The sequence below is a fragment of the Sphingopyxis sp. CR5 genome (assembly GCF_059693785.1).
In genome coordinates, this window is record NZ_JCATIE010000006.1 from 238,926 (window position 1) to 257,757 (window position 18,832).

Annotated in this window: 13 protein-coding genes; 8 read left to right on the forward strand and 5 right to left on the reverse strand. The window is 65.8% G+C overall.

Translation table 11 applies throughout. The features are described 5' to 3' along the window. Positions 1–8: 8 nt before the first annotated feature. From AC58D2_RS11435 to AC58D2_RS11445, 3 genes are read right to left on the reverse strand one after another with little or no spacing between them, the layout of a single operon-like run. Complete coding sequence (locus tag AC58D2_RS11435) at positions 9–1,427, reverse strand: efflux transporter outer membrane subunit (protein WP_497390362.1); 1,419 nt, start codon at positions 1,425–1,427, stop codon at positions 9–11. After that, complete coding sequence (locus AC58D2_RS11440) at positions 1,427–4,627, reverse strand: efflux RND transporter permease subunit (RefSeq protein ID WP_497390364.1); 3,201 nt, start codon at positions 4,625–4,627, stop codon at positions 1,427–1,429. The genes AC58D2_RS11435 and AC58D2_RS11440 overlap by 1 nt, the downstream gene beginning before the upstream one ends. After that, positions 4,624–5,832, reverse strand: a complete 1,209-nt coding sequence (locus AC58D2_RS11445) for an efflux RND transporter periplasmic adaptor subunit (protein ID WP_497390366.1) — start codon at positions 5,830–5,832, stop codon at positions 4,624–4,626. Before AC58D2_RS11445 ends, AC58D2_RS11440 begins: the two co-directional genes overlap by 4 nt. A 158-nt stretch (positions 5,833–5,990) precedes the next feature. On the opposite strand from AC58D2_RS11445, the gene AC58D2_RS11450 reads away from it, so the two are divergent. Genes AC58D2_RS11450 through fdhD form a run of 4 tightly spaced genes read left to right on the forward strand, consistent with a single transcriptional unit; the run spans position 5,991 to position 9,536 of the window. Continuing rightward, a complete protein-coding gene (locus AC58D2_RS11450; protein ID WP_497390368.1) occupies positions 5,991–6,566 on the forward strand; it encodes a TetR/AcrR family transcriptional regulator in 576 nt (191 codons plus the stop codon). 58 nt (positions 6,567–6,624) lie between these two features. After that, positions 6,625–7,863: an MFS transporter gene (locus AC58D2_RS11455; RefSeq protein ID WP_497390370.1), complete on the forward strand. Its 1,239-nt coding sequence runs from the start codon at positions 6,625–6,627 to the stop codon at positions 7,861–7,863. Between the two features lie 21 nt (positions 7,864–7,884). Continuing rightward, the gene (locus tag AC58D2_RS11460; protein ID WP_497390372.1) at positions 7,885–8,736 is read left to right on the forward strand and encodes an HTD2 family dehydratase; all 852 of its coding nucleotides are present in this window, start codon (positions 7,885–7,887) and stop codon (positions 8,734–8,736) included. Next, positions 8,733–9,536 carry a formate dehydrogenase accessory sulfurtransferase FdhD gene (fdhD, locus tag AC58D2_RS11465; protein ID WP_497390374.1) on the forward strand — a complete coding sequence of 268 codons (804 nt, stop codon included), beginning with the start codon at positions 8,733–8,735 and terminating at the stop codon, positions 9,534–9,536. The genes AC58D2_RS11460 and fdhD overlap by 4 nt, the downstream gene beginning before the upstream one ends. 10 nt (positions 9,537–9,546) lie before the next feature. On the opposite strand, the gene AC58D2_RS11470 is transcribed toward fdhD, so the two are convergent. After that, entirely contained in the window at positions 9,547–11,811 is a 2,265-nt protein-coding gene (locus AC58D2_RS11470; RefSeq protein WP_497390376.1) for an FdhF/YdeP family oxidoreductase, read from the reverse strand. Positions 11,812–11,922: 111 nt separating this feature from the next. Here AC58D2_RS11470 and AC58D2_RS11475 point away from each other — a divergent pair, with 111 nt between their 5' ends. Both AC58D2_RS11475 and AC58D2_RS11480 read left to right on the forward strand, forming a co-directional pair. Further along, positions 11,923–12,714 carry a TonB-dependent receptor gene (locus AC58D2_RS11475; protein WP_497390378.1) on the forward strand — a complete coding sequence of 264 codons (792 nt, stop codon included), beginning with the start codon at positions 11,923–11,925 and terminating at the stop codon, positions 12,712–12,714. 25 nt (positions 12,715–12,739) lie between these two features. After that, on the forward strand, positions 12,740–14,050 hold the full coding sequence (locus AC58D2_RS11480; RefSeq protein WP_497390453.1) for a TonB-dependent receptor: 1,311 nt from the start codon (positions 12,740–12,742) through the stop codon (positions 14,048–14,050). Between the two features lie 67 nt (positions 14,051–14,117). Here the strand turns inward: AC58D2_RS11480 and AC58D2_RS11485 are convergent, their stop codons facing one another. Continuing rightward, positions 14,118–15,443, reverse strand: a complete 1,326-nt coding sequence (locus AC58D2_RS11485; RefSeq protein ID WP_497390380.1) for an MFS transporter — start codon at positions 15,441–15,443, stop codon at positions 14,118–14,120. A 172-nt stretch (positions 15,444–15,615) separates the two neighbouring features. Here AC58D2_RS11485 and cyoA point away from each other — a divergent pair, with 172 nt between their 5' ends. Further along, a complete protein-coding gene (cyoA, locus tag AC58D2_RS11490) occupies positions 15,616–16,803 on the forward strand; it encodes a ubiquinol oxidase subunit II (RefSeq protein WP_497390382.1) in 1,188 nt (395 codons plus the stop codon). 18 nt (positions 16,804–16,821) lie between these two features. Further along, positions 16,822–18,831, forward strand: coding sequence for a cytochrome o ubiquinol oxidase subunit I (gene cyoB, locus AC58D2_RS11495; protein ID WP_497390384.1), 2,010 nt, complete (start codon positions 16,822–16,824; stop codon positions 18,829–18,831). The last annotated feature ends 1 nt before the right edge of the window (position 18,832 follow it).

Consider the following 18,832-nt stretch of genomic DNA (forward strand, 5'->3'; position numbering starts at 1 on the left):
TTCATCGATCAGCCGTTCGTCGTCGCGTCCTGCCAGCCGCCACCCAGCGCCAGAAACAGTGCGACAAGATAGGTCGAACGCTGTTGTTCGGACTGTGCGATCGTCGCCTGCACCTGCGCGAGCGAGCGTTCGGCATCCAGCACGACCTGGAAATTCTCGCGTCCTGCCCGATAGCGGAGCCGCGCGATGCGCGCCGCCTCCCCTGCCTCGTCGGCAGCCCGGCGCAGCGCCGCAAGCCGGTCGAGTTCGCCAGCATAGTTGGCAAGGGCACTTTCGGTTTCCTGAAGCGCCGACAGCCATGTGCCGTCAAAGGTAGCCAATGCCGCATCGGCGCCGGCTTCGGCCTGCCGCAGGCGCGAGCGCGCGACCGCCATGTTCGGAAAACTCCACGAGATCAGCGGCCCGATCGAGAAGCGGAAATTGTCGGAATCGCCCAGCCCCGACACCGATGCGGCGGTCGAGCCGATCGAGCCGCCGATACTGATACTCGGGTAGAGATCGGCGGTCGCGACATTGACCCGTGCCGACGCGGCCGCGAGTTGGCGCTCGGCGCGTCGAATATCGGGCCGACGCGCGAGCAGGCTTGCACCGTCACCGACCGGAATGGGCCGGTCGAGCTCGGGCGGCGCCTGGCAATGGAGGACCACAGCCGGCGCTTCAGCCGGCGGTTTGCCGGTCAGCACGGCGAGCCGGTAGAGCGCCGCGGAACGCTGGGCCTCCAGCGTCGGCAGCGTCGCGCGCGTCTGTTCGAGCAGCGCACCCGCCTGGCCCGTATCCAGACGCGTCGCGCGGCCGCCCTCGAACAGGCGACGCGTCAGGTCGAACGTCTGTTCCTGAATCCTCAGCGTTTCCTGTGCAACCGCAAGTTGGCGATTGTACGAGCAGACATCCGAATAGGCACGCGTGGTTTCGGCGGCGACGGTAATCCGTGTCAGGTCGAACGCCGCCTGCACGGCATCGGCGTCTGCCCGGCTCGCGCGGATGGCGCTGGCGACGCGCCCGAACAGATCGACCTGATAACCGACGTCGAGCCCGACATCATAGCTCTCTCCCTCGACCGGACCTATTCCGGTCGTCGCGCCCGACTGGCGGGCATAGGTGCCGCTCGCACCGACGCTGGTGGTCGGCAAACGGCCCGCCTGCGCTTCCTTGAGCACCGCGCGCGCCTGCGCGAGGTTCGCTGCCGCGACGCGTAAGTCGGTGTTCGCGGCAAGCGCCTGCTCGACGAGAGCGTCGAGCGTCGGATCGCCGAACAGGCTCCACCATTCGCCCGCGGGCTGGTCGCCGGTAAAGGCAGGCGACTTGCCGGCCTCGATGAACGGCGACTGCGACGGCGCGGCGGGCGTCGGCGAACGATAGGCGGGTCCCACGGCGCAAGCCGATAGGGTCAGCACCCCGGCCGAGGCGAGAAGGATCGAACGGATCATTATTGAGCCTCCACGCTCGTTTCGCTGCCGGGCCGGCGACGCCGGCTCTTCACCCAGGCCTTGCCGCGCGCGGCGAGATCGCGGCACACAACATAGAAGACCGGCGTGAAGAGCAGCCCGAAGAAGGTCACGCCGAGCATGCCGAACGTCACCGCCGTACCGAGTGCCTGCCGCATTTCCTGTCCCGGACCCGACGCGATCGCGAGCGGGATCACACCGAAGATGAAGGCGAAGCTGGTCATCAGGATCGGCCGCAGGCGCGAGCGCGCGGCATGAACCGCGGCATCCATGGGGTTCATCCCCTCTTCCTCCTCCGCTTGCTTGGCGAATTCGACGATCAGGATCGCGTTCTTCGCGGCCAGCGCGATCAGGACGACAAGCCCCACCTGCGTCAGGATATTATTATCCATGCCGCGCAGGTTCACTCCCAGCATCGCCGCAAGGATACACATGGGCACGATCAGGATGACCGCGAGCGGCAGCGGAACCGATTCATATTGCGCCGCCAGCACAAGGAAGACGAACACCACCGCGAGCAGGAAGATCAGCACCGCGCTGTTGCCCGCCGCCTTCTGCTGATAGGCGAGCGCGGTCCACTCGTAATCGAACCCGTCGGGCAGCGTCTTGGCCGCCATATCCTCCATCGCGGTGAGCGCGGCGCCGGAAGACACGCCGGGGGCAGCCTGTCCCTGCAATTCGACCGCGGGGAACAGGTTGTAGCGTACCACGCGCGTCGGCCCGCTGTCGTTGCGGAAGGTCGCCACCGACGACAGCGGCACCATCTCCCCGGTCGAGGAACGGACCTGGAGCCGCCCGACATCCTCGAGCCGGCTGCGTGCGGTCGGCTCGGCCTGTGCGGTCACGCGGAAGGTGCGACCAAGATAGTTGAAGTCGTTGACATAGGTCGATGCCAGATAGGTGCCGAGCGCGGCATAGACCTGGCTGGGATCGACACCCAATATCTGCGCCTTGTCGCGGTCGACGTCGGCGAAGATGCGCGGGCTGCCGGTATTGAACAGCGAGAAGACCTGGCTCACCTGGTCGCTCTGCGCCGCGGCGCCCATCATCGCCTGCGTCGCCTTTTCAAGCTCGCGATAGCTCTGGCCGTTGTGCGCCTCGATCATCATCATGAAGCCGTTGCCGTTGCCGAGGCCTTGCACCGCCGGCGGCGCGATGACGAACGCATTGGCTTCGGGCAGCGCCATCGCGAGCGCACCCGACAGCTTCTGCGACAGGGCCGTCGCGCTCAATTCGCTGCCCCGGTCGCTCCAGTCGCTCAGGCGCATGAACATCGTGCCGGCATTCGACGATTGCGAGAAGCTCGATCCGTCGAGCCCGGCGAAGGTCGCGATGCTGTCGACGCCTTCGACCTTCGATATCACCTGCTGGGCGCGGGCCAGCACTTCGCTCGTGCGGTCGAGCGACGCCCCGGGGGGAAGCTGCACGACGCCGATGAGGACGCCCTGATCCTGGTCGGGAATGAAGCCCGTCGGCGTGTCGGTCAGGCGCCACCCGGTCAGCGCGAGCAGCACCGCATAGATTGCGAGCATCAGCCCGGTCTTGCGAACCAGCTTTGCGGTCGTGTGTCCGTAGCGGGTCGACAATTTGTCGAAACCGTCATTGAACTTGTCCGCAGCGCGGCGCCCGAAACGCATGATGGCATTCCCCGACTCGGCGTGATGCCCCTCTTCGTGCGGCTTGAGCAGCAAGGCGGCGAGCGCGGGAGACAGGGTCAGGGACGTCAGCAACGAAAAGACCGTCGCCGCGGCGATCGTCACCGCGAACTGCTGGTAGAAGATCCCCGGGATGCCGGGAACGAACGCCGTCGGCACGAACACCGCGACGAGCACGAGCCCGATGGCGATCAGTGCGCCCGACACTTCGTCCATTGTCCGGTGCGCCGCCTCGCGCGGACTGAGCCCGTCGCGAATATGCTTCTCGATCGCCTCGACCACGACGATCGCGTCGTCGACGACAATGCCGACCGCGAGCACGAGCGCGAAAAGCGAAAGCGAGTTGATCGAATAGCCCAGCGCCAGCTGGACCGCGAACGTGCCGACGAGCGAAACCGGGATGGCGACGATCGGGATGATCGCGGCGCGCCAGGTCTGCAGGAAGACGAGAACGACGAGCACGACAAGAATGAGCGCTTCGAACAGCGTATGCTGCACCGCCTCGACCGAGGCCGCGACATATTCGGTCGGGTTGAACGGGATCTGATATTCCAGCCCCGGAGGGAAGTCTTTCGACGCATCCTTGACCTCGTTCAGGACGAGGTTCGCCGCATCGAGCGCGTTGGCGCCCGGCTGCTGGATGACCGCCATGCCGACACCGGGTTCGCCGTTGAACACGCCGCGAACGCTGTAGTCCTGGCTGCCGAGCTCGACCCGTGCGACATCCTTCAGACGCGTGATCGCGCCATTCTGGACGTCGGTCTTGATGACGACGTTGGAAAATTGCTCGGGCGACACCAGGCGCCCCTGGACCTCGAGCGGCAGTTCGAAGGCGGGGTTCCCCTTGCCATAGGGCGGGGCGCCGACCGAACCGCCGGCGACCTGGACATTCTGGCTCTGGAGCGCCGCGACGATCTCGCTCGCGGTCAGGTTGCGCGCCGCGGCCTTGTCGGGATCGATCCACACCCGCATCGAATAGAAACCGCCGCCGAAAATCTGGACGCCGCCAACGCCTTCGAGCCGCAACAGGCGATCACGCAACGTCGAATTGGCATAGTTTCCGACATAGTCGGTATCGATCGCGGGATCGGTCGACGTCAGCGCGACGATCATCAGGAAGCCGGTTTCCTGCTTGTTCACCTGTACGCCGATCTGGCGCACCTGTTCGGGCAAACGCGGTTCGGCGAGCGCGACGCGGTTCTGCACCAGCACCTGCGCGGCATCGAGGTCGGTGCCGGGCTGGAATGTCACCGTTATCTGCGCCATCCCCTGCGTCGAGGAGGATTGCAGATAGAGCATATTCTCGACGCCGTTGATCTCCTGCTCGAGCGTCGAGGCCACCGTCTCGGCGATCGTGTCGGGCGATGCGCCGGGATAAGAGGCGGTAATGCTGATCGTCGGCGGCGCAATATCGGGATATTGGGCGAGCGGAAGCTGCGGATATGCGAACGCCCCGATCAGGGTGATGAAGATGGCGATGACCGCCGCGAAGATCGGGCGGTCGACGAAAAACCGGCTGAATTTCACTGGTCGGCGCCCTTCTTCGCGGCCGAAGCCTTGGCGGGTGCCGCCGCTCCCTTCGCGGCGGCCGGCGCCTGGCCCTGCTCGGTCACCACCTTGCCGTTCGCCGTGATGCGGCCGGGCTGGGTCTTCGCCGGCTGGCCGGGCATCGCGCGCTGGATACCGCCGACGACGATCTTTTCCTTGCCGGTAAGACCCGACCGGATGACGCGCAGCCCGTCGATCACCGGGCCGAGGGTCACGGGACGCGCCTGCACCTTGTTTTCGGGGCCGATGACATAGACGAGGCGGCGGGCCGCGTCGGTGACGATCGCGGTATCGGGAACCATGATGGCATCATGCGGGGCAGAGGCTGCAAGCTGGAGCTGCCCGAACAGACCGGGGCGCAGCTTGCCATCGACATTGGGCACGCGGGCGCGGACGGTAATCGTGCCCGATCCGGTGCTCAGCGCATTGTCGACGAAGTCGATCTGTCCGTTGTAGCGATAGGCGTCCTCGCCCTGAAGGCGGATGCGAACCGGCGCACCCTCTAGCGTGTCGCCCCGATCCTCATAGGCGAGCAGGTTCGATTCGGAGCCCTGGAAGCTGAAATGGAGCGGGTTGGTCGACACGATCGTCGTCAGCACCGTCTGGTCGGCCGTCACGGCATTGCCCGGATCGACGAGCCGCTGCGAGACGCGGCCCGATATCGGCGCGGTAACCCGGGTGAAGCCGACGTTCAGTTCCGCCGCCCGGACGGCCGCCCGGCTCGCCGCGACATTCGCTTCCGCCGTGCGCTGCGCGGCGCGGCGCTGTTCGACTTCTTCCTGGCTCGCCGCCTGCGACGCGGCAAGCGTCTGCGACCGCGCCAGCTCGGTTCTGGCATTGGCCAGTGTCGCCTGCGCGCTGGCGAGCTGCGCGCGCGCCTGGTCGAGCTGCGCTTGCGCCGGCCGCGCGTCGATCGAGAACAGAAGCTGCCCTGCCTTCACATATTGCCCGTCGGTGAAATGGGTTCGCGTCAGATAGCCCGAGGCGCGCGGACGCACCTCGACGCTCTGGATCGCTTCGAATCGGCCGACATAATCGTCCCACTCGGTGACCTTTTTCACCAGCGGGCTGGCGACCGTGACCGGCAATTGCGGCGGACCGCCCTGCCCTTCGCCCCCGCCCGAACAGGCGGAAAGCAGCATGGAAAGGCCGAGCACGGGCGCAAGGAAGGCGCGCTTGTTCATGGATATTTCTCTTCTTTCAAGGCGGTTCGGCATCGCGCGGCGTAGGGAGGGGGGAGGGGCACCGCGCGATACCGTTGCGCCGACTAATCTGCATCAGCGAGCAAGTCAACAGCTGTTGATTTATTTCTCAGCCGCGATAAATGGCGCGCATGGCAAAGATGACGACGGTTAAAAAGCGCGACGCTACGGCAACGCGCGCGGCGATCCTGGCAGCGGCGCACCAGCGCTTCCTGCGCGAAAGCTACGACAATGTCGGGTTGCGCGAAGTCGCGGGCGACGCCGGCGTCGACGTCGCGCTGATCGGCCGCTATTTCGGCGGCAAGGAAGGTCTGTTCCGCGAGGTCGTGCTTGCCGACAAGGACGAGGGGCTGATCCGCGAACCCCTGACCGCCGCCGAACTGCCGGCCTATCTGGCGCAACTCGTCGTCGAAGACGGCGACGAACACCGGCATCACCGGATGGAGATGTTCGTGATCATGCTGCGGTCGGCCTCCTCGCCCCAGGCGGGAGAGATTATTCGCGACCTCGTCCACCTCGACGTTCTCGGACCGCTTGCCGAAATCATCGGCGACGACCATGCCGACATGCGCGCCAATATGCTGCTCGCGATCCTGATGGGGATCGGCGTGCTTCGCACGATCATGAAAGTCGAAGCCCTCGACGGCTCGACCGAACAGCGCGCCGAATGCGAATACCGCTTCCGGTGCCTCTTCGAGGCGGCCCTTACCTGCTGAGGCCGTCGCGCACGGCACAGGCTTGCCCGGCCGCGGTCGCGGGTCTAGTCGCATTCTCGTGAGTCCCGACACGTCCTCCGCTCCTTCCGCGCTTGCTCCGTTTCGCTTTCCCGCTTTTCGCGCGATCTGGATTGCGAATCTCGCCTCGAACATGGGCTCGACGATCCAGGCGGTCGGGGCCGCCTGGTTGATGACGGAGCTGACGCCTTCGCACCTTTATATCGCACTGGTTCAGGCCAGCGCGACCATTCCCATCATGCTGATCGGGGTCTTTGCGGGCGCCATCGCGGACAATTTCGACCGGCGCCGGGTCATGCTTGCCGCGCAGACCGGCATGCTCGTGGTTTCGGCCGTTCTCACGCTGATTACCTGGTCGGGCGCCATCACTCCATTCCTCCTGCTGTGCTTCACCCTCGCCGTCGGCTGCGGCACCGCACTCAATGCCCCGGCGTGGCAGGCTTCGGTGCGCTTGCAGGTGGGGCACGAACATCTTCCACAGGCCATCGCGCTCAACACGATCGCCTTCAACCTTGCCCGCAGCGTCGGCCCGGCGCTTGGCGGGCTGCTCATTTCCTTCGCCGGTCCTGCCGTCGGCTTCGGTCTCAATGCGTTGAGCTACGTCGCTCTGATCATCGTTCTCCTGCGCTGGCATCCCGAAATCACACCACCAAAACGGTCGCCGATCCTGTCGGCGATCGCAACCGGCATACGCTTCTGCGCCCAGTCGAACCCCGTTCGGCGCGTCCTCATCCGCGGCTTCACCTTCGGGTTCGGAGCCGCAGGTTTCCAGGCGCTCCTTCCTTCGGTGGTTCGCGACCGCCTGCTTGGCACGGAACTGACCTACGGCTTGTCGCTGGCGGGGTTCGGGGCCGGATCGATCTTCGCCGCCCTGTGGGTCGGCAAGGCCCGGCATCGCTGGGGCAGCGACGCGCTGATCGGCAGTTCCTCGCTGGTTTTTGCGGCATCGCTGGGCGCGATAGCATTGTCCCGCAGCCTTCCCCCCGTCATGGCCGCGGCCTTCGTCGCCGGAATGTGCTGGGTGTGCACGATGACGACGCTCAACGTCGCGATGCAGCTTCGTTCGCCGGAGGCGATCCTCGGCCGCTGCCTGTCCATCTACCAGGCGGTGACCTTCGGCGGCATGGCGCTCGGCGCCTGGCTACTCGGCACACTTGCCGATATATGGTCCCTGCCCGCCGCGATCTTTTCCGCGGCCATATGGCTTCTGCTTTCGTCCACCGTGCTGCGCTATGCGGCACCGATGCCCCGCCGCGACGAGGGGCGCGTCGTTCCGTAGGATCAGCGAGGAAGGCAACGCATGAGCGAATGGCAGCAATGGGTGGGCCGCGAGGAAGAGCGTCGCGACCGGATCGACGAGAGCGCCTTGACACGCTGGCTCGCGACGCTCGATCGCGAAGCCACCAGCGATGGCGCGGTACCGCAGGGCTTTCACTGGTGCCTCGCGCTGCCCGATGCGCCAACCGCATCGCTCGGGACCGACGGCCATCCACGCCGCACCGGCGACGCGCAAAGCTTCATGCCCCCCATCCCCCTGCCCCGGCGCATGTGGGCGTCGAGCAAAATCGAATTCTTGCGCCCGCTTCGCTGCGGCGATGCGATCGCACGCCGGTCGCGGATCGCGGCCGTGACGACCAAGCAGGGCAGCAGCGGCTCGCTCGTCTTTGTGGATGTGGCCCACGAAACCCGCGACGGCACCGGCGTGGCAATCAGCGAAATCCAGTCGATCGTGTTTCGCGAAGCCGCCGCTCCCGACGCGCCGCTGTCGCCGCCGCCGCCAGAGGACACCCGTTTCGACGTCGGCGCGTGGGATGGGCACCGCGCGATCGAACCATCGGCGGCGCTGCTCTTTCGCTATTCGGCGCTGACGTTCAATAGCCACCGGATCCATTATGATCGACCCTATGCAATCGACGAAGAACGCTATCGGGGACTCGTCGTCCATGGACCGCTGACCGCCACGCTGTTGCTCGACCTCGCGCGGCGGCGCTTCGGCGACAATGCGCTGTCCCGGTTTGCCTTTCGCGGGGTGTCGCCGGCGGTCGCGGACGAACCGCTGCACCTCGCGATCCGCGGCGACGGGGACGCGATCGAGCTCGGCGCCTTCGCCGGGGATGGGCGGCCGGTCATGCACGCGACGGCCGCACGGTGACGCCCGAGGGACCCTCGACACCGGTTCGGGCTCGGAAAATCGGATTTGCGGATCGCTCCGATTCCGATCTTATACGCGAGGTCGCGGTCGAAACGCCCGTGTCGATCGAAATCGGCGGCCTTGCCTATGCGGTGATGATGGCGACCCCTACCGACCTGGAGGACTATGCCGCGGGCTTCGCCCTGTCGGAGGGACTGGTCGCCGACGCGTCGGACATCGACCGGGTCGATGTCCAGCCGATCGAAGGCGGAATTGCGCTTCGCCTCTGGCTTGCGCCCGACCGCGCCCGCGTGGCACTCGACCGTGTCCGGCGACGCGTGTCCGAAAGTAGCTGCGGGCTTTGCGGCATGGAGAATATCGCAGAGGTGCTGCGGCCCCTGCCGCCGATTACAGCGCGCCTGGTGTGCGACCGCAACGCCGTCGCGAAGGCGCTCGCCGCGTTGCCCGATCATCAATCGCTCGGACGCGCGACCGGGGCGGCCCACGCGGCCGCCTTCTGTTCGACTCGAGGAGACATCCTCTGCCTGCGCGAGGACGTCGGGCGCCACAATGCGCTCGACAAGCTGATCGGCGCCCTCGCGCGGAGCGGACGCCGGCCGGCCGAGGGGTTCATCGTCCTGACCGCGCGGTGCAGCTACGAACTGGTCGAAAAGACGATACGGGCAGGCTGTCCGATGCTGGTGACGATATCGGCGCCGACAAGCCTAGCCGCCGAGCGCGCTCAAACCGCAGGGCTGACGCTGCTGACGCTTGCCCGCGCCGATTCCGCCCTGCTGGTCAGCGGTGATCCCGAACTCTAGGGTCAGGACCCTAGCGGACGATCCGCACCGGGATGGACTTCGCGGCCGGGGTTCCGCTGACGCGATCATAGTAATCGAGCGGAAGCAGCGGGTTGAGTTCGGGGTAATAGCCTGCCAGCGCGCCGCGCGGCATCGGATAGTCGATCAGCGTCAGCCCCTCGACCCGGCGAGCGATGCCGTCGGTGGCGATCGTCTCCAGCGCGACCTTTTCGCGGGCATCAAAACCGCGCGCTTCGCGATCCTCTGCATTGACGAAGATCACCATCCGGTCGTCGTACACCCCGCGATAGCGGTCGTTATAGCTGTATATCGTGGTGTTGAACTGATCGTGCGAGCGCACGGTGGCGAGCCGCAGCATGTCCGGATCGTCGACCGGGGCGTCGACGTGCAAGCCGGGAAGGATCAGGAAATTGGCCTTGCCGTTCGGAGTCAGCCACACACGGCGGCGCGGCGCGACGTCGAGGTGGAATCCCTGCGGCGCCTTGATCCGCTCCGCGAAATCTTCGTAGATCGCGGGATAGACCTCGGCGATCTTGTCGCGGATCGCGTCATAATCGTCGATGTAGCGCATCCAGTCGACCCGGCTTTCGGGCAATGTCGCCATCGCCATGCGGCAGACGATCTCGACCTCGGGCATCAGATGCTCGCTTGCCGGATCGAGCACCCCCCGCGACGCCGTGACGTTCGACATCGAATCCTCGATCGTCACGAATTGTTCGCCCGCGGCGGTCTCGATGCGCTCGGATCGCGCGACGACGGGCAGGATCAGCGCGTCGCGACCATGGATCAGATGTCCGCGGTTGAGCTTTGTGGCGATACCGACGGTCAGGTCGAGTTTCGCCATTGCGGCATAGGCTCGCGGCGTATCGGGCACCGCGCGAACGAAATTGCCGCCGAGCCCGATGAAGACCTTGGCCGTCCCCGCCAGCATCGCTTCGACCGATTCGACCGTATGATGCCCGTGGACGCGCGGGGGTTCGAAGCCGAAGACGTCGCGCACGCGATCGAGGTAGGTCTGGCTCGGTCGTTCGTCGATCCCCACCGTGCGGTCGCCCTGGACGTTCGAATGCCCGCGGATCGGCGAGATGCCCGCACCGGGCTTGCCATATTGCCCCTTCAGCAACAGCAGGTTGGCGACCTGTTGCAACAGCTGCGAACCCAGCTGGTGCTGGGTCAATCCCATGCCGTAACAGATGATCGTCGCATTCGAGCGGATGTAGATTTCGGCGCAGCGGCGGATCTGCTCCTCCGAAATGCCCGACACGGCGACGATCTCGGCCCAGTCCTGTGCCAGGATGTCGTCGCGCAACGCCTCGAACCCCTCGGTATGTTCGGCGATGAACGCGTGGTCGAGCACCGCCTCCCCCGCCGCCTCGCGCTCGAACAGCACGCGCATCATGCCCTTCAGCAGGGCAAGGTCGCCGCCGATTTTCACATGCACGAATTCGCTCGCAACCGGGGTCGAGCCAAAGGTCGCCATCTGGACGACGTCCTGCGGCTCGGTGAAGCGAATGAGCGCGCGTTCGGGCATCGGATTGACCGCGACGATCGGCACCCCGCGCTTGCGCGCTTCGACCAGGCAGGTCATCATCCGCGGCGCGTTGGTGCCGGTATTCTGCCCGATCACGAAGATCGCTTCGGCATGCTCGAAATCGTCGAGGACGACAGTCCCCTTCCCGACCCCGATCGCCGGCGGCAGGCCGCGGCTCGTCGGTTCGTGGCACATGTTCGAACAGTCCGGGAAATTGTTGGTGCCGAACTCGCGCACGAAGATCGAATAGAGGAAGGCCGCCTCGTTCGGGGTGCGGCCCGAGGTATAGAATTCCGCCGCGTCCGGGCGTTCCAGCGCGCGCAGGTGATCGCCGATCAGCGCAAAGGCGTCGTCCCAGCTCACCGGCGCATAATGATCGCTCGCCGCGTCATAGCGCATCGGTTCGGTCAGACGGCCCTGCATTTCGAGCCAATAGTCGGACTGTTCCATCAGTTCGCTGACGCTGTGCCGCGCGAAAAAGTCGCGGGTGACGCGGAATTTCGTCGCCTCGTGCGCGAGCGCCTTGGCGCCGTTCTCGCAGAATTCGAAGGTCTTCTTGCAGGTCGGGTCCGGAAAGGCGCAGCTGGGACATTTGAAGCCGCCCGGCTGGTTCATCGACAGCAGCGCGCGCGAGCCCTTCGTCACCACGCTCTGTTCGAGCAGGACCTTCGCGGTCGCGGCGGCGGCGCCCCATCCGCCGGCGGGGGACGTGTAGGTCTTGTAGTGCGGCTTGCGGTCGGCCATGGCGTCGTCCCGGCGTTGTGGAAGCATCCCTTAGAGCATTTCGCGCTTGCGATTTCCACTCCCGACGCCGACCGAACAACAGCGAGCCGGGGATCGGTGCCGATAATGAGAATGACAGCCGCCCGCCTTCCACTCGCCGCGCTCGTCCTGCTGCCCGGGGTGGCGGCGGCGCAGGACCAGGCCCCGATCGTCGTCACGGGGACCGGCCTTGCCGACACGCCCGCGACGCCCGCCTACGACATCGGCATCATCGAGCGCGACGCGCTGACCACGACCGCATCGGGACGCCTTGAGGACGCGCTCGCTTCGGTGGCCGGGTTCCAGCAGTTTCGCCGCTCCGACAGCCGCGCCGCCAACCCCTCGGCCCAGGGGATCACGCTGCGCGCGCTCGGCGGCAACGCGACGAGCCGGGCGCAGATGCTGCTCGACGGCGTGCCTGTTGCCGATCCCTTTTTCGGCTACATCCCGCTTTCGGCGCTCGCGCCCGAGCGGCTGGCGAGCGTGCGCGTCACGCGCGGTGGCGGGTCGGGGCCCTTCGGCGCCGGTGCGCTGGCCGGCACGATCGAGCTGACGAGCGCCGATGCCGCGACGCTCGGACCGCTGAGCGGCGCGCTGCTTGTCGACGATCGCGGCGAAACCGAAGCCAGCGCCACGCTCGCTGCGCCGCTCGGCGCAGGCTTTGCCGTCGTCTCGGGGCGCTGGGATCGCGGGCGGGGATTCCATACCACCCCCGCCGACCAGCGCGTCGCCGCTACCGCGCGCGCGGCCTATGACAGTTGGTCGACCCAAATCCGCCTCGTGGCACCGCTCACCGACACGGTCGAGCTTCAGGCGCGTGCGATGGCNATTCCATACCACCCCCGCCGACCAGCGCGTCGCCGCTACCGCGCGCGCGGCCTATGACAGTTGGTCGACCCAAATCCGCCTCGTGGCACCGCTCACCGACACGGTCGAGCTTCAGGCGCGTGCGATGGCGTTCGACGACCAGCGGACCTTGCGGTTCGACGGCGCGGCCTCGACGAGCGAAGGGCAGGAAGCGAGCCTGCGCATCGTCGGGCGCGGCGACTGGCAGTTCGATGCGCTGGCCTATGTCCAGGCCCGCAATTTCACGAATGTCGTGATTTCGTCGAGCAGCTTCACCCCCGTCCTGGACCAGCGCAATACACCGTCGACCGGCCTCGGCGGCAAGGTCGAACTGCGCCCGCCGGTTGGCGGCTCCCACGTCCTGCGGCTGGGCCTGGACTATCGGCGGTCCGACGGCGAACTGTTCGAAACCGCGCTGAGCGCGATGACCGGCAATGTTACCGCGCGCCGCAACGCCGGCGGGACCAACAGCGACCTGGGCCTGTTCGTCGAAGATGACTGGAGCATAGGCGCCCTCACCCTGACCGCCGGCGCACGTGCCGATCGCTATGTCGTGGCCGACGGCTTTTATCGGGAACGCAGCGGCGCGAACATTCTGGTGGCCGACGATCGCTTCGCCAGCCGCGCGGGCTGGCAGGGCTCGTTTCGCGGCGGCGCAACGTGGCGGGCCAGCGACGCGCTGCGGCTGCGCGCCGCCGCGTACAGCGGGTTACGCCTCCCGACGCTCAACGAGCTTTACCGCCCCTTCGTCGTGTTCCCGGTAACGACCCAGGCGAACGCGGCGCTGCGCAACGAACGTCTGATCGGCTATGAAGCCGGCATCGACATGACGCCGGCGCCAGGCATCGATCTCTCGGCGACCATGTTCGATAACGAGGTCCGGCATGCCGTGGCCAACGTCACCATCGGCACCAATTTGCGGCAGCGCCGCAACATCGATGCGATCCGCGCCCGCGGCATCGAACTGTCGGCCGGTATCACGCGCGGGATCGTCGGATTTCGCGGCTCGGCGGCCTACACCGATGCCAAGGCGCGGGGCAGCGGCCTCGCCGCGGCTCTCGACGGCAACCGGCCGGCGCAAACGCCGCGCTGGGCGGCAAGCGCGACGCTCGACCTGCGCCCCGCGGACGGCTGGACATTCGCCGGCACGCTGCGGCACGTCGGGGCTCAATATGAAGACGATCTCGAAAGCGACGTACTGAAGCCCGCGACGACGCTCGATCTCTATGCCGAACTGCCGGTGACGCGCCGCATGGGCGTCGTGCTTCGCGCCGAGAACGTCACCGGCGCGCGCGTGATGACGCGCAACCAGGGCGGTTCGATCGACCTCGGGACTCCCCGCACGCTCTGGATCGGCGTGAAGTTCGGGAAGTGACCGGCGCGCGGGCGCCTATTTCGCGCATAAATCCGATGTGGACCCGCGGCTTTGGACTCACGCCGGTTCAGCCGATGTTGCGGGCGAGCTCGCGGTTGAGCCACAGCGCGACGAGCGTGCCGATCGCTCCGGAGAGCAGATAGCCGCCGGCCGCGAGCAGACCGAACTGGCTCGACAGCCACAGGGCGACCATCGGCGCGAAACCCGCACCGAACAGCCAGGCCAGGTCGGAGGTGAAGGCCGAACCCGTATAGCGGTGTCGGGGATGGAACTCCGACGACAGCGCGCCCGACGATTGACCGAACGACAGGCCGAGCAGGGCAAAGCCCAGCAGCATGAAGGCCGCCTCGCCGGCCTCGCCCGCGTCCAGGAGTTGGGGAGCAAACCCGCTGAACGCCGCGATCGCGGCCGCGGTAAAGCCCAGCATGGTCCGCCGTCCGACGCGGTCGGCAAGGCGACCGGACGCGATGATGGCAAGAACGCCGACAAAGGCCGCGACGGCTTCGATCAGCAGGAAGCGGGCCGGGGTCTCGTCGGTGAACAGGAACACCCACGACAGCGGGAATACGGTGACCATGTGGAACATCGCGAAGGACGCGAGCGGGGCGAAGGCCCCCGTCGCGATCACCTTCCAGTTCGATCGCAGCGTTTCCGACATCGGCGCCGGCTCCAGGTCGCGGTGCTGGAACGAGCGTTCATATTCGGGCGTCACGACGATACGCAGCCGGGCGAACAGCGCGACGACGTTGATCGCGAACGCGACGAAGAAAGGATAGCGCCAGCCCCAGTCGAGAAAGTCCTGCGCCGGCAGCGCAGAGATCAGGAACATGAAGAGCAGGCTCGCGACGATCAGCCCCAGCGGGGCGCCGAGTTGCGGGATCATCGCATACCATCCGCGCTTTCCTTCGGGCGCGTTGATCGCGAGCAGCGAGGCCAGCCCGTCCCACGACCCGCCGAGCGCGACGCCCTGCCCCATGCGGAACAGCGCCAGCAACGCCGCCGCGCCGAGGCCGATCGAATCATAGCCGGGCAGAAAGGCGATCGCCGCGGTCGAGCCCCCGAGCAGGAACAGCGCGATCGTCAGTTTCGCGCCGCGGCCATAGGCGCGGTCGATCGCAGTGAAGATGACCGTCCCCACGGGCCGCGCAAAAAAGGCGAGCGCGAAAATCGCGAACGACCAGAGCGTTCCGGTCAGCGGATCGAGATGCGGAAAAACCAGCTTGGGAAATACGAGGACCGAGGCGATCGCATAGACGAAGAAGTCGAAAAACTCGGACGTGCGGCCGATGACCACCCCGATCGCAATCTCGGCGGGCGAGATCGGGTGGCCATCGTCGTGCAGCGCGCGCGCGTCGTGTTCGGCCTGCTCTAGGGGCGCGGTATCGGCGGACATGAAACTCGGTTCCTGCATCTGGCGCGGAGGCAGTCGAACTTGCCCCGGCGCGAGTCGGTATATTAGGGCATCGGCCCCACACATGAAACGCCCTCTGCGTCATTGATCGCGATCAAGGGATTGGACAAAATGTCCTATGTGCAGTGCAGCAAAGTCGGCCTAGGCGCGCCGCATGCCTAGTCCCGCCTTCCGTCTCTTGCGCCGAATCCGGCTGTTTTCCGCCGCGGCGGCAATCCCCCTGCTCGCCGGCTGCAATCTGGTGGTGCTCGATCCGGCGGGTGATGTCGCGCGCCAGCAGGGCAATCTGATCCTCGTTTCCACCGCGCTGATGCTGTTGATCATCCTTCCCGTCATGGCGCTGACGATCTTTTTCGCCTGGCGCTATCGCGCCGCCAACAAGGCTGCGACCTACAAGCCCGACTGGGACCATTCGACCCAGCTCGAACTCGTAATCTGGGCAGCGCCGCTGCTGATCATCATCTGCCTGGGCGCCGTCACCTGGGTCGCGACCCACCTGCTCGATCCCTACCGCCCGCTGGCGCGCACGGCGCCCGGCGCCCCGGTCGCCGCAGACGCGAAGCCGATCGACGTCCAGGTCGTCGCGCTCGACTGGAAATGGCTGTTTATCTACCCCGAACAGGGAATCGCCACGGTCAATGAACTCGCCCTGCCGGTCGACCATCCGGTGCGATTTCGCATCTCGGCCTCGTCGGTGATGAACAGTTTCTATATTCCCGCCCTTGCAGGACAGATTTACGCGATGCCGGGGATGGAAACCAAACTTCACGGCGTCTTCAACGAGACCGGACAATTCACGGGATTCTCGTCCAATTATTCGGGCGCCGGCTTCTCCAACATGCGCTTTGCGGTCAAGAGCCTGAGCGAGCCCGATTTCGCCGCATGGGTCGCAAAGACGCGGGCAAGCGGCGGGACGCTGGACCGCAACAGCTATCTGACGCTCGAAAAGCCGAGCGAAAAGGTGCCGGTGCAGCGCTTCGCCTCGGTCGAGCCGCAGCTGTTCGACGCGGTTGTCAACCTGTGCGTCGAACCCGGCAAGATGTGCATGCACGACATGATGTCGATCGACGCCGCGGGGGGCGCGGGTATAGCGGGTATCCGCAATGTGCGCAGCCTGACCTACGACAAGTTCGCCGCGCGCGGCACCGAACCCGGCTATTGGGGCAAGCGGTATGTCGGCGCGCTCTGCAGTTCGCCGCTGATGGCGAGCAGCGATATCCCCGATGCGACCCCGGTCGACCTCGCACCGCTCACCGGTGCCGGCCTGCCCACTCCGAACGAACGCGCCGCGCGCGCGGTCACCGCGCTCAACGACCGCCGCGCCCCTTCGCCCAGATCCTGATCGGCTGAGACCATCGACATGACCCCCCATCCCGCTCCCGAAACCGGCCCCTTCCTCGGTCGCCTGTCGCTCGACGCGATCCCGCTGCACGAACCGATCCTGATCTTCACCTTCCTCGGCGTTGCTGTCGGTGGACTGGTGGTGTTCGGGCTGATCACCAAATATCGTCTCTGGGGCTATTTGTGGAGCGAATGGTTCACCACCGTCGATCACAAGCGCATCGGGATCATGTACATGATCCTGGGCCTCGTCATGTTCCTGCGCGGCTTTGCCGATGCGGTGATGATGCGTTTGCAGCAGGCGATGGCGTTCGGCGGCTCCGAAGGATATCTGCCCGCCCATCACTACGACCAGATTTTCACCGCGCATGGCGTGATCATGATCTTCTTCGTGGCGATGCCCTTCATCACCGGCCTGATGAACTATGTCGTACCGCTCCAGATCGGCGCGCGCGACGTCAGCTTCCCCTTTCTCAACAATTTCAGCTTCTGGATGACGACGGCGGGTGCGATCCTGTGCATGATCTCGCTGTTCGTCGGCGAATTCGCCCAGACGGGCTGGCTCGCCTATCCGCCGCTGTCGGGGATTGCCTACAGCCCCAATGTCGGCGTCGATTACTATATCTGGTCGCTTCAGATCGCGGGGGTCGGCACGACCCTGTCGGGGATCAACCTGATCGTAACCATCCTGAAGCTGCGCGCGCCGGGCATGGGCTTGATGAAAATGCCCGTCTTCACCTGGACCAGCCTGTGCGCGAACATCCTGATCGTTGCGAGCTTCCCGGTGCTTACCGCGTGCCTCGCGCTGCTCAGCCTCGACCGCTATGTCGGGACCAATTTCTTCACCAACGACTTCGGCGGGTCGGCGATGATGTACGTCAACCTGATCTGGATCTGGGGCCATCCCGAAGTCTACATCCTGATCCTGCCGCTGTTCGGCGTCTTTTCCGAAGTCACCTCAACCTTTTCGGGTAAAAAGCTGTTCGGTTATACCTCAATGGTTTATGCGACGGTGTGCATTACCATTCTCAGCTATCTGGTTTGGCTGCACCACTTCTTCACGATGGGCTCGGGCGCCAGCGTGAACAGCTTCTTCGGCATCACGACGATGGTGATATCGATCCCGACCGGCGCGAAGCTCTTCAACTGGCTTTTCACCATGTATCGCGGGCGCATCCGCTTCGACCTGCCGATGATGTGGACGGTTGCCTTCATGCTGACGTTCGTCGTCGGCGGAATGACCGGGGTGCTGCTGGCGGTGCCGCCGGCGGACTTCGTGCTCCACAATTCGCTGTTCCTGATCGCGCACTTCCACAATGTGATCATCGGCGGGGTGCTGTTCGGCCTGTTTGCGGCGATCAACTATTGGTGGCCCAAGGCGTTCGGCTTCAAACTCAATGTCTTCTGGGGCAAAGTCAGCTTCTGGTGCTGGGTCGTCGGCTTCTGGCTCGCCTTCATGCCGCTCTACATCCTGGGCCTGATGGGCGTGACCCGGCGGATGCGTGTGTTCGACGATCCGGGCCTTCAGATCTGGTTCGTGATCGCAGCGATCGGGGCCGCGGTTATTGCGGCCGGGATCGGCGCGATGCTGGTGCAGTTCGCCGTGAGCATCTGGAAGCGCAAGGAATTGCGCGACGAAAGCGGCGATCCGTGGGGCGGCCGAACGCTCGAATGGGCGACCAGTTCGCCGCCGCCCGACTATAATTTCGCCTTCACGCCGGTCATCCACGACCTCGATGCCTGGCACGACATGAAAACACGCGGTTCGGGCCGGCCGACCAGCGGCTTTCGCGACATTCACATGCCGAGCAACACCGGGGCGGGCTTCATCCTCGCCGCGATCAACCTGGTGATGGGCTTCGCGTTGGTGTGGCACATCTGGTGGCTCGCGGCGCTCGGTTTCGTGTCGCTCGTCGGCGGGGCGATTTTCCACACCTTCAACTACAAGCGCGACTTCGACATTCCGGCGGCCACTGTCGCCGAGGTCGAAGAGGCGCGCACCCGCCAGCTCGCGGCGGCCGGAGCCTGAC

Coding starts and splice junctions, on each gene's coding strand:
- AC58D2_RS11435 (WP_497390362.1), bottom strand. CDS start 1,427: ATGATCCGTTCGATCCTTCTCGCCTCGGCCGGGGTGCTGACCCTATCG.
- AC58D2_RS11445 (WP_497390366.1), bottom strand. CDS start 5,832: ATGAACAAGCGCGCCTTCCTTGCGCCCGTGCTCGGCCTTTCCATGCTG.
- AC58D2_RS11450 (WP_497390368.1), top strand. CDS start 5,991: ATGACGACGGTTAAAAAGCGCGACGCTACGGCAACGCGCGCGGCGATC.
- AC58D2_RS11460 (WP_497390372.1), top strand. CDS start 7,885: ATGAGCGAATGGCAGCAATGGGTGGGCCGCGAGGAAGAGCGTCGCGAC.
- AC58D2_RS11470 (WP_497390376.1), bottom strand. CDS start 11,811: ATGGCCGACCGCAAGCCGCACTACAAGACCTACACGTCCCCCGCCGGC.
- AC58D2_RS11485 (WP_497390380.1), bottom strand. CDS start 15,443: ATGTCCGCCGATACCGCGCCCCTAGAGCAGGCCGAACACGACGCGCGC.
- cyoA (WP_497390382.1), top strand. CDS start 15,616: ATGCCTAGTCCCGCCTTCCGTCTCTTGCGCCGAATCCGGCTGTTTTCC.
- cyoB (WP_497390384.1), top strand. CDS start 16,822: ATGACCCCCCATCCCGCTCCCGAAACCGGCCCCTTCCTCGGTCGCCTG.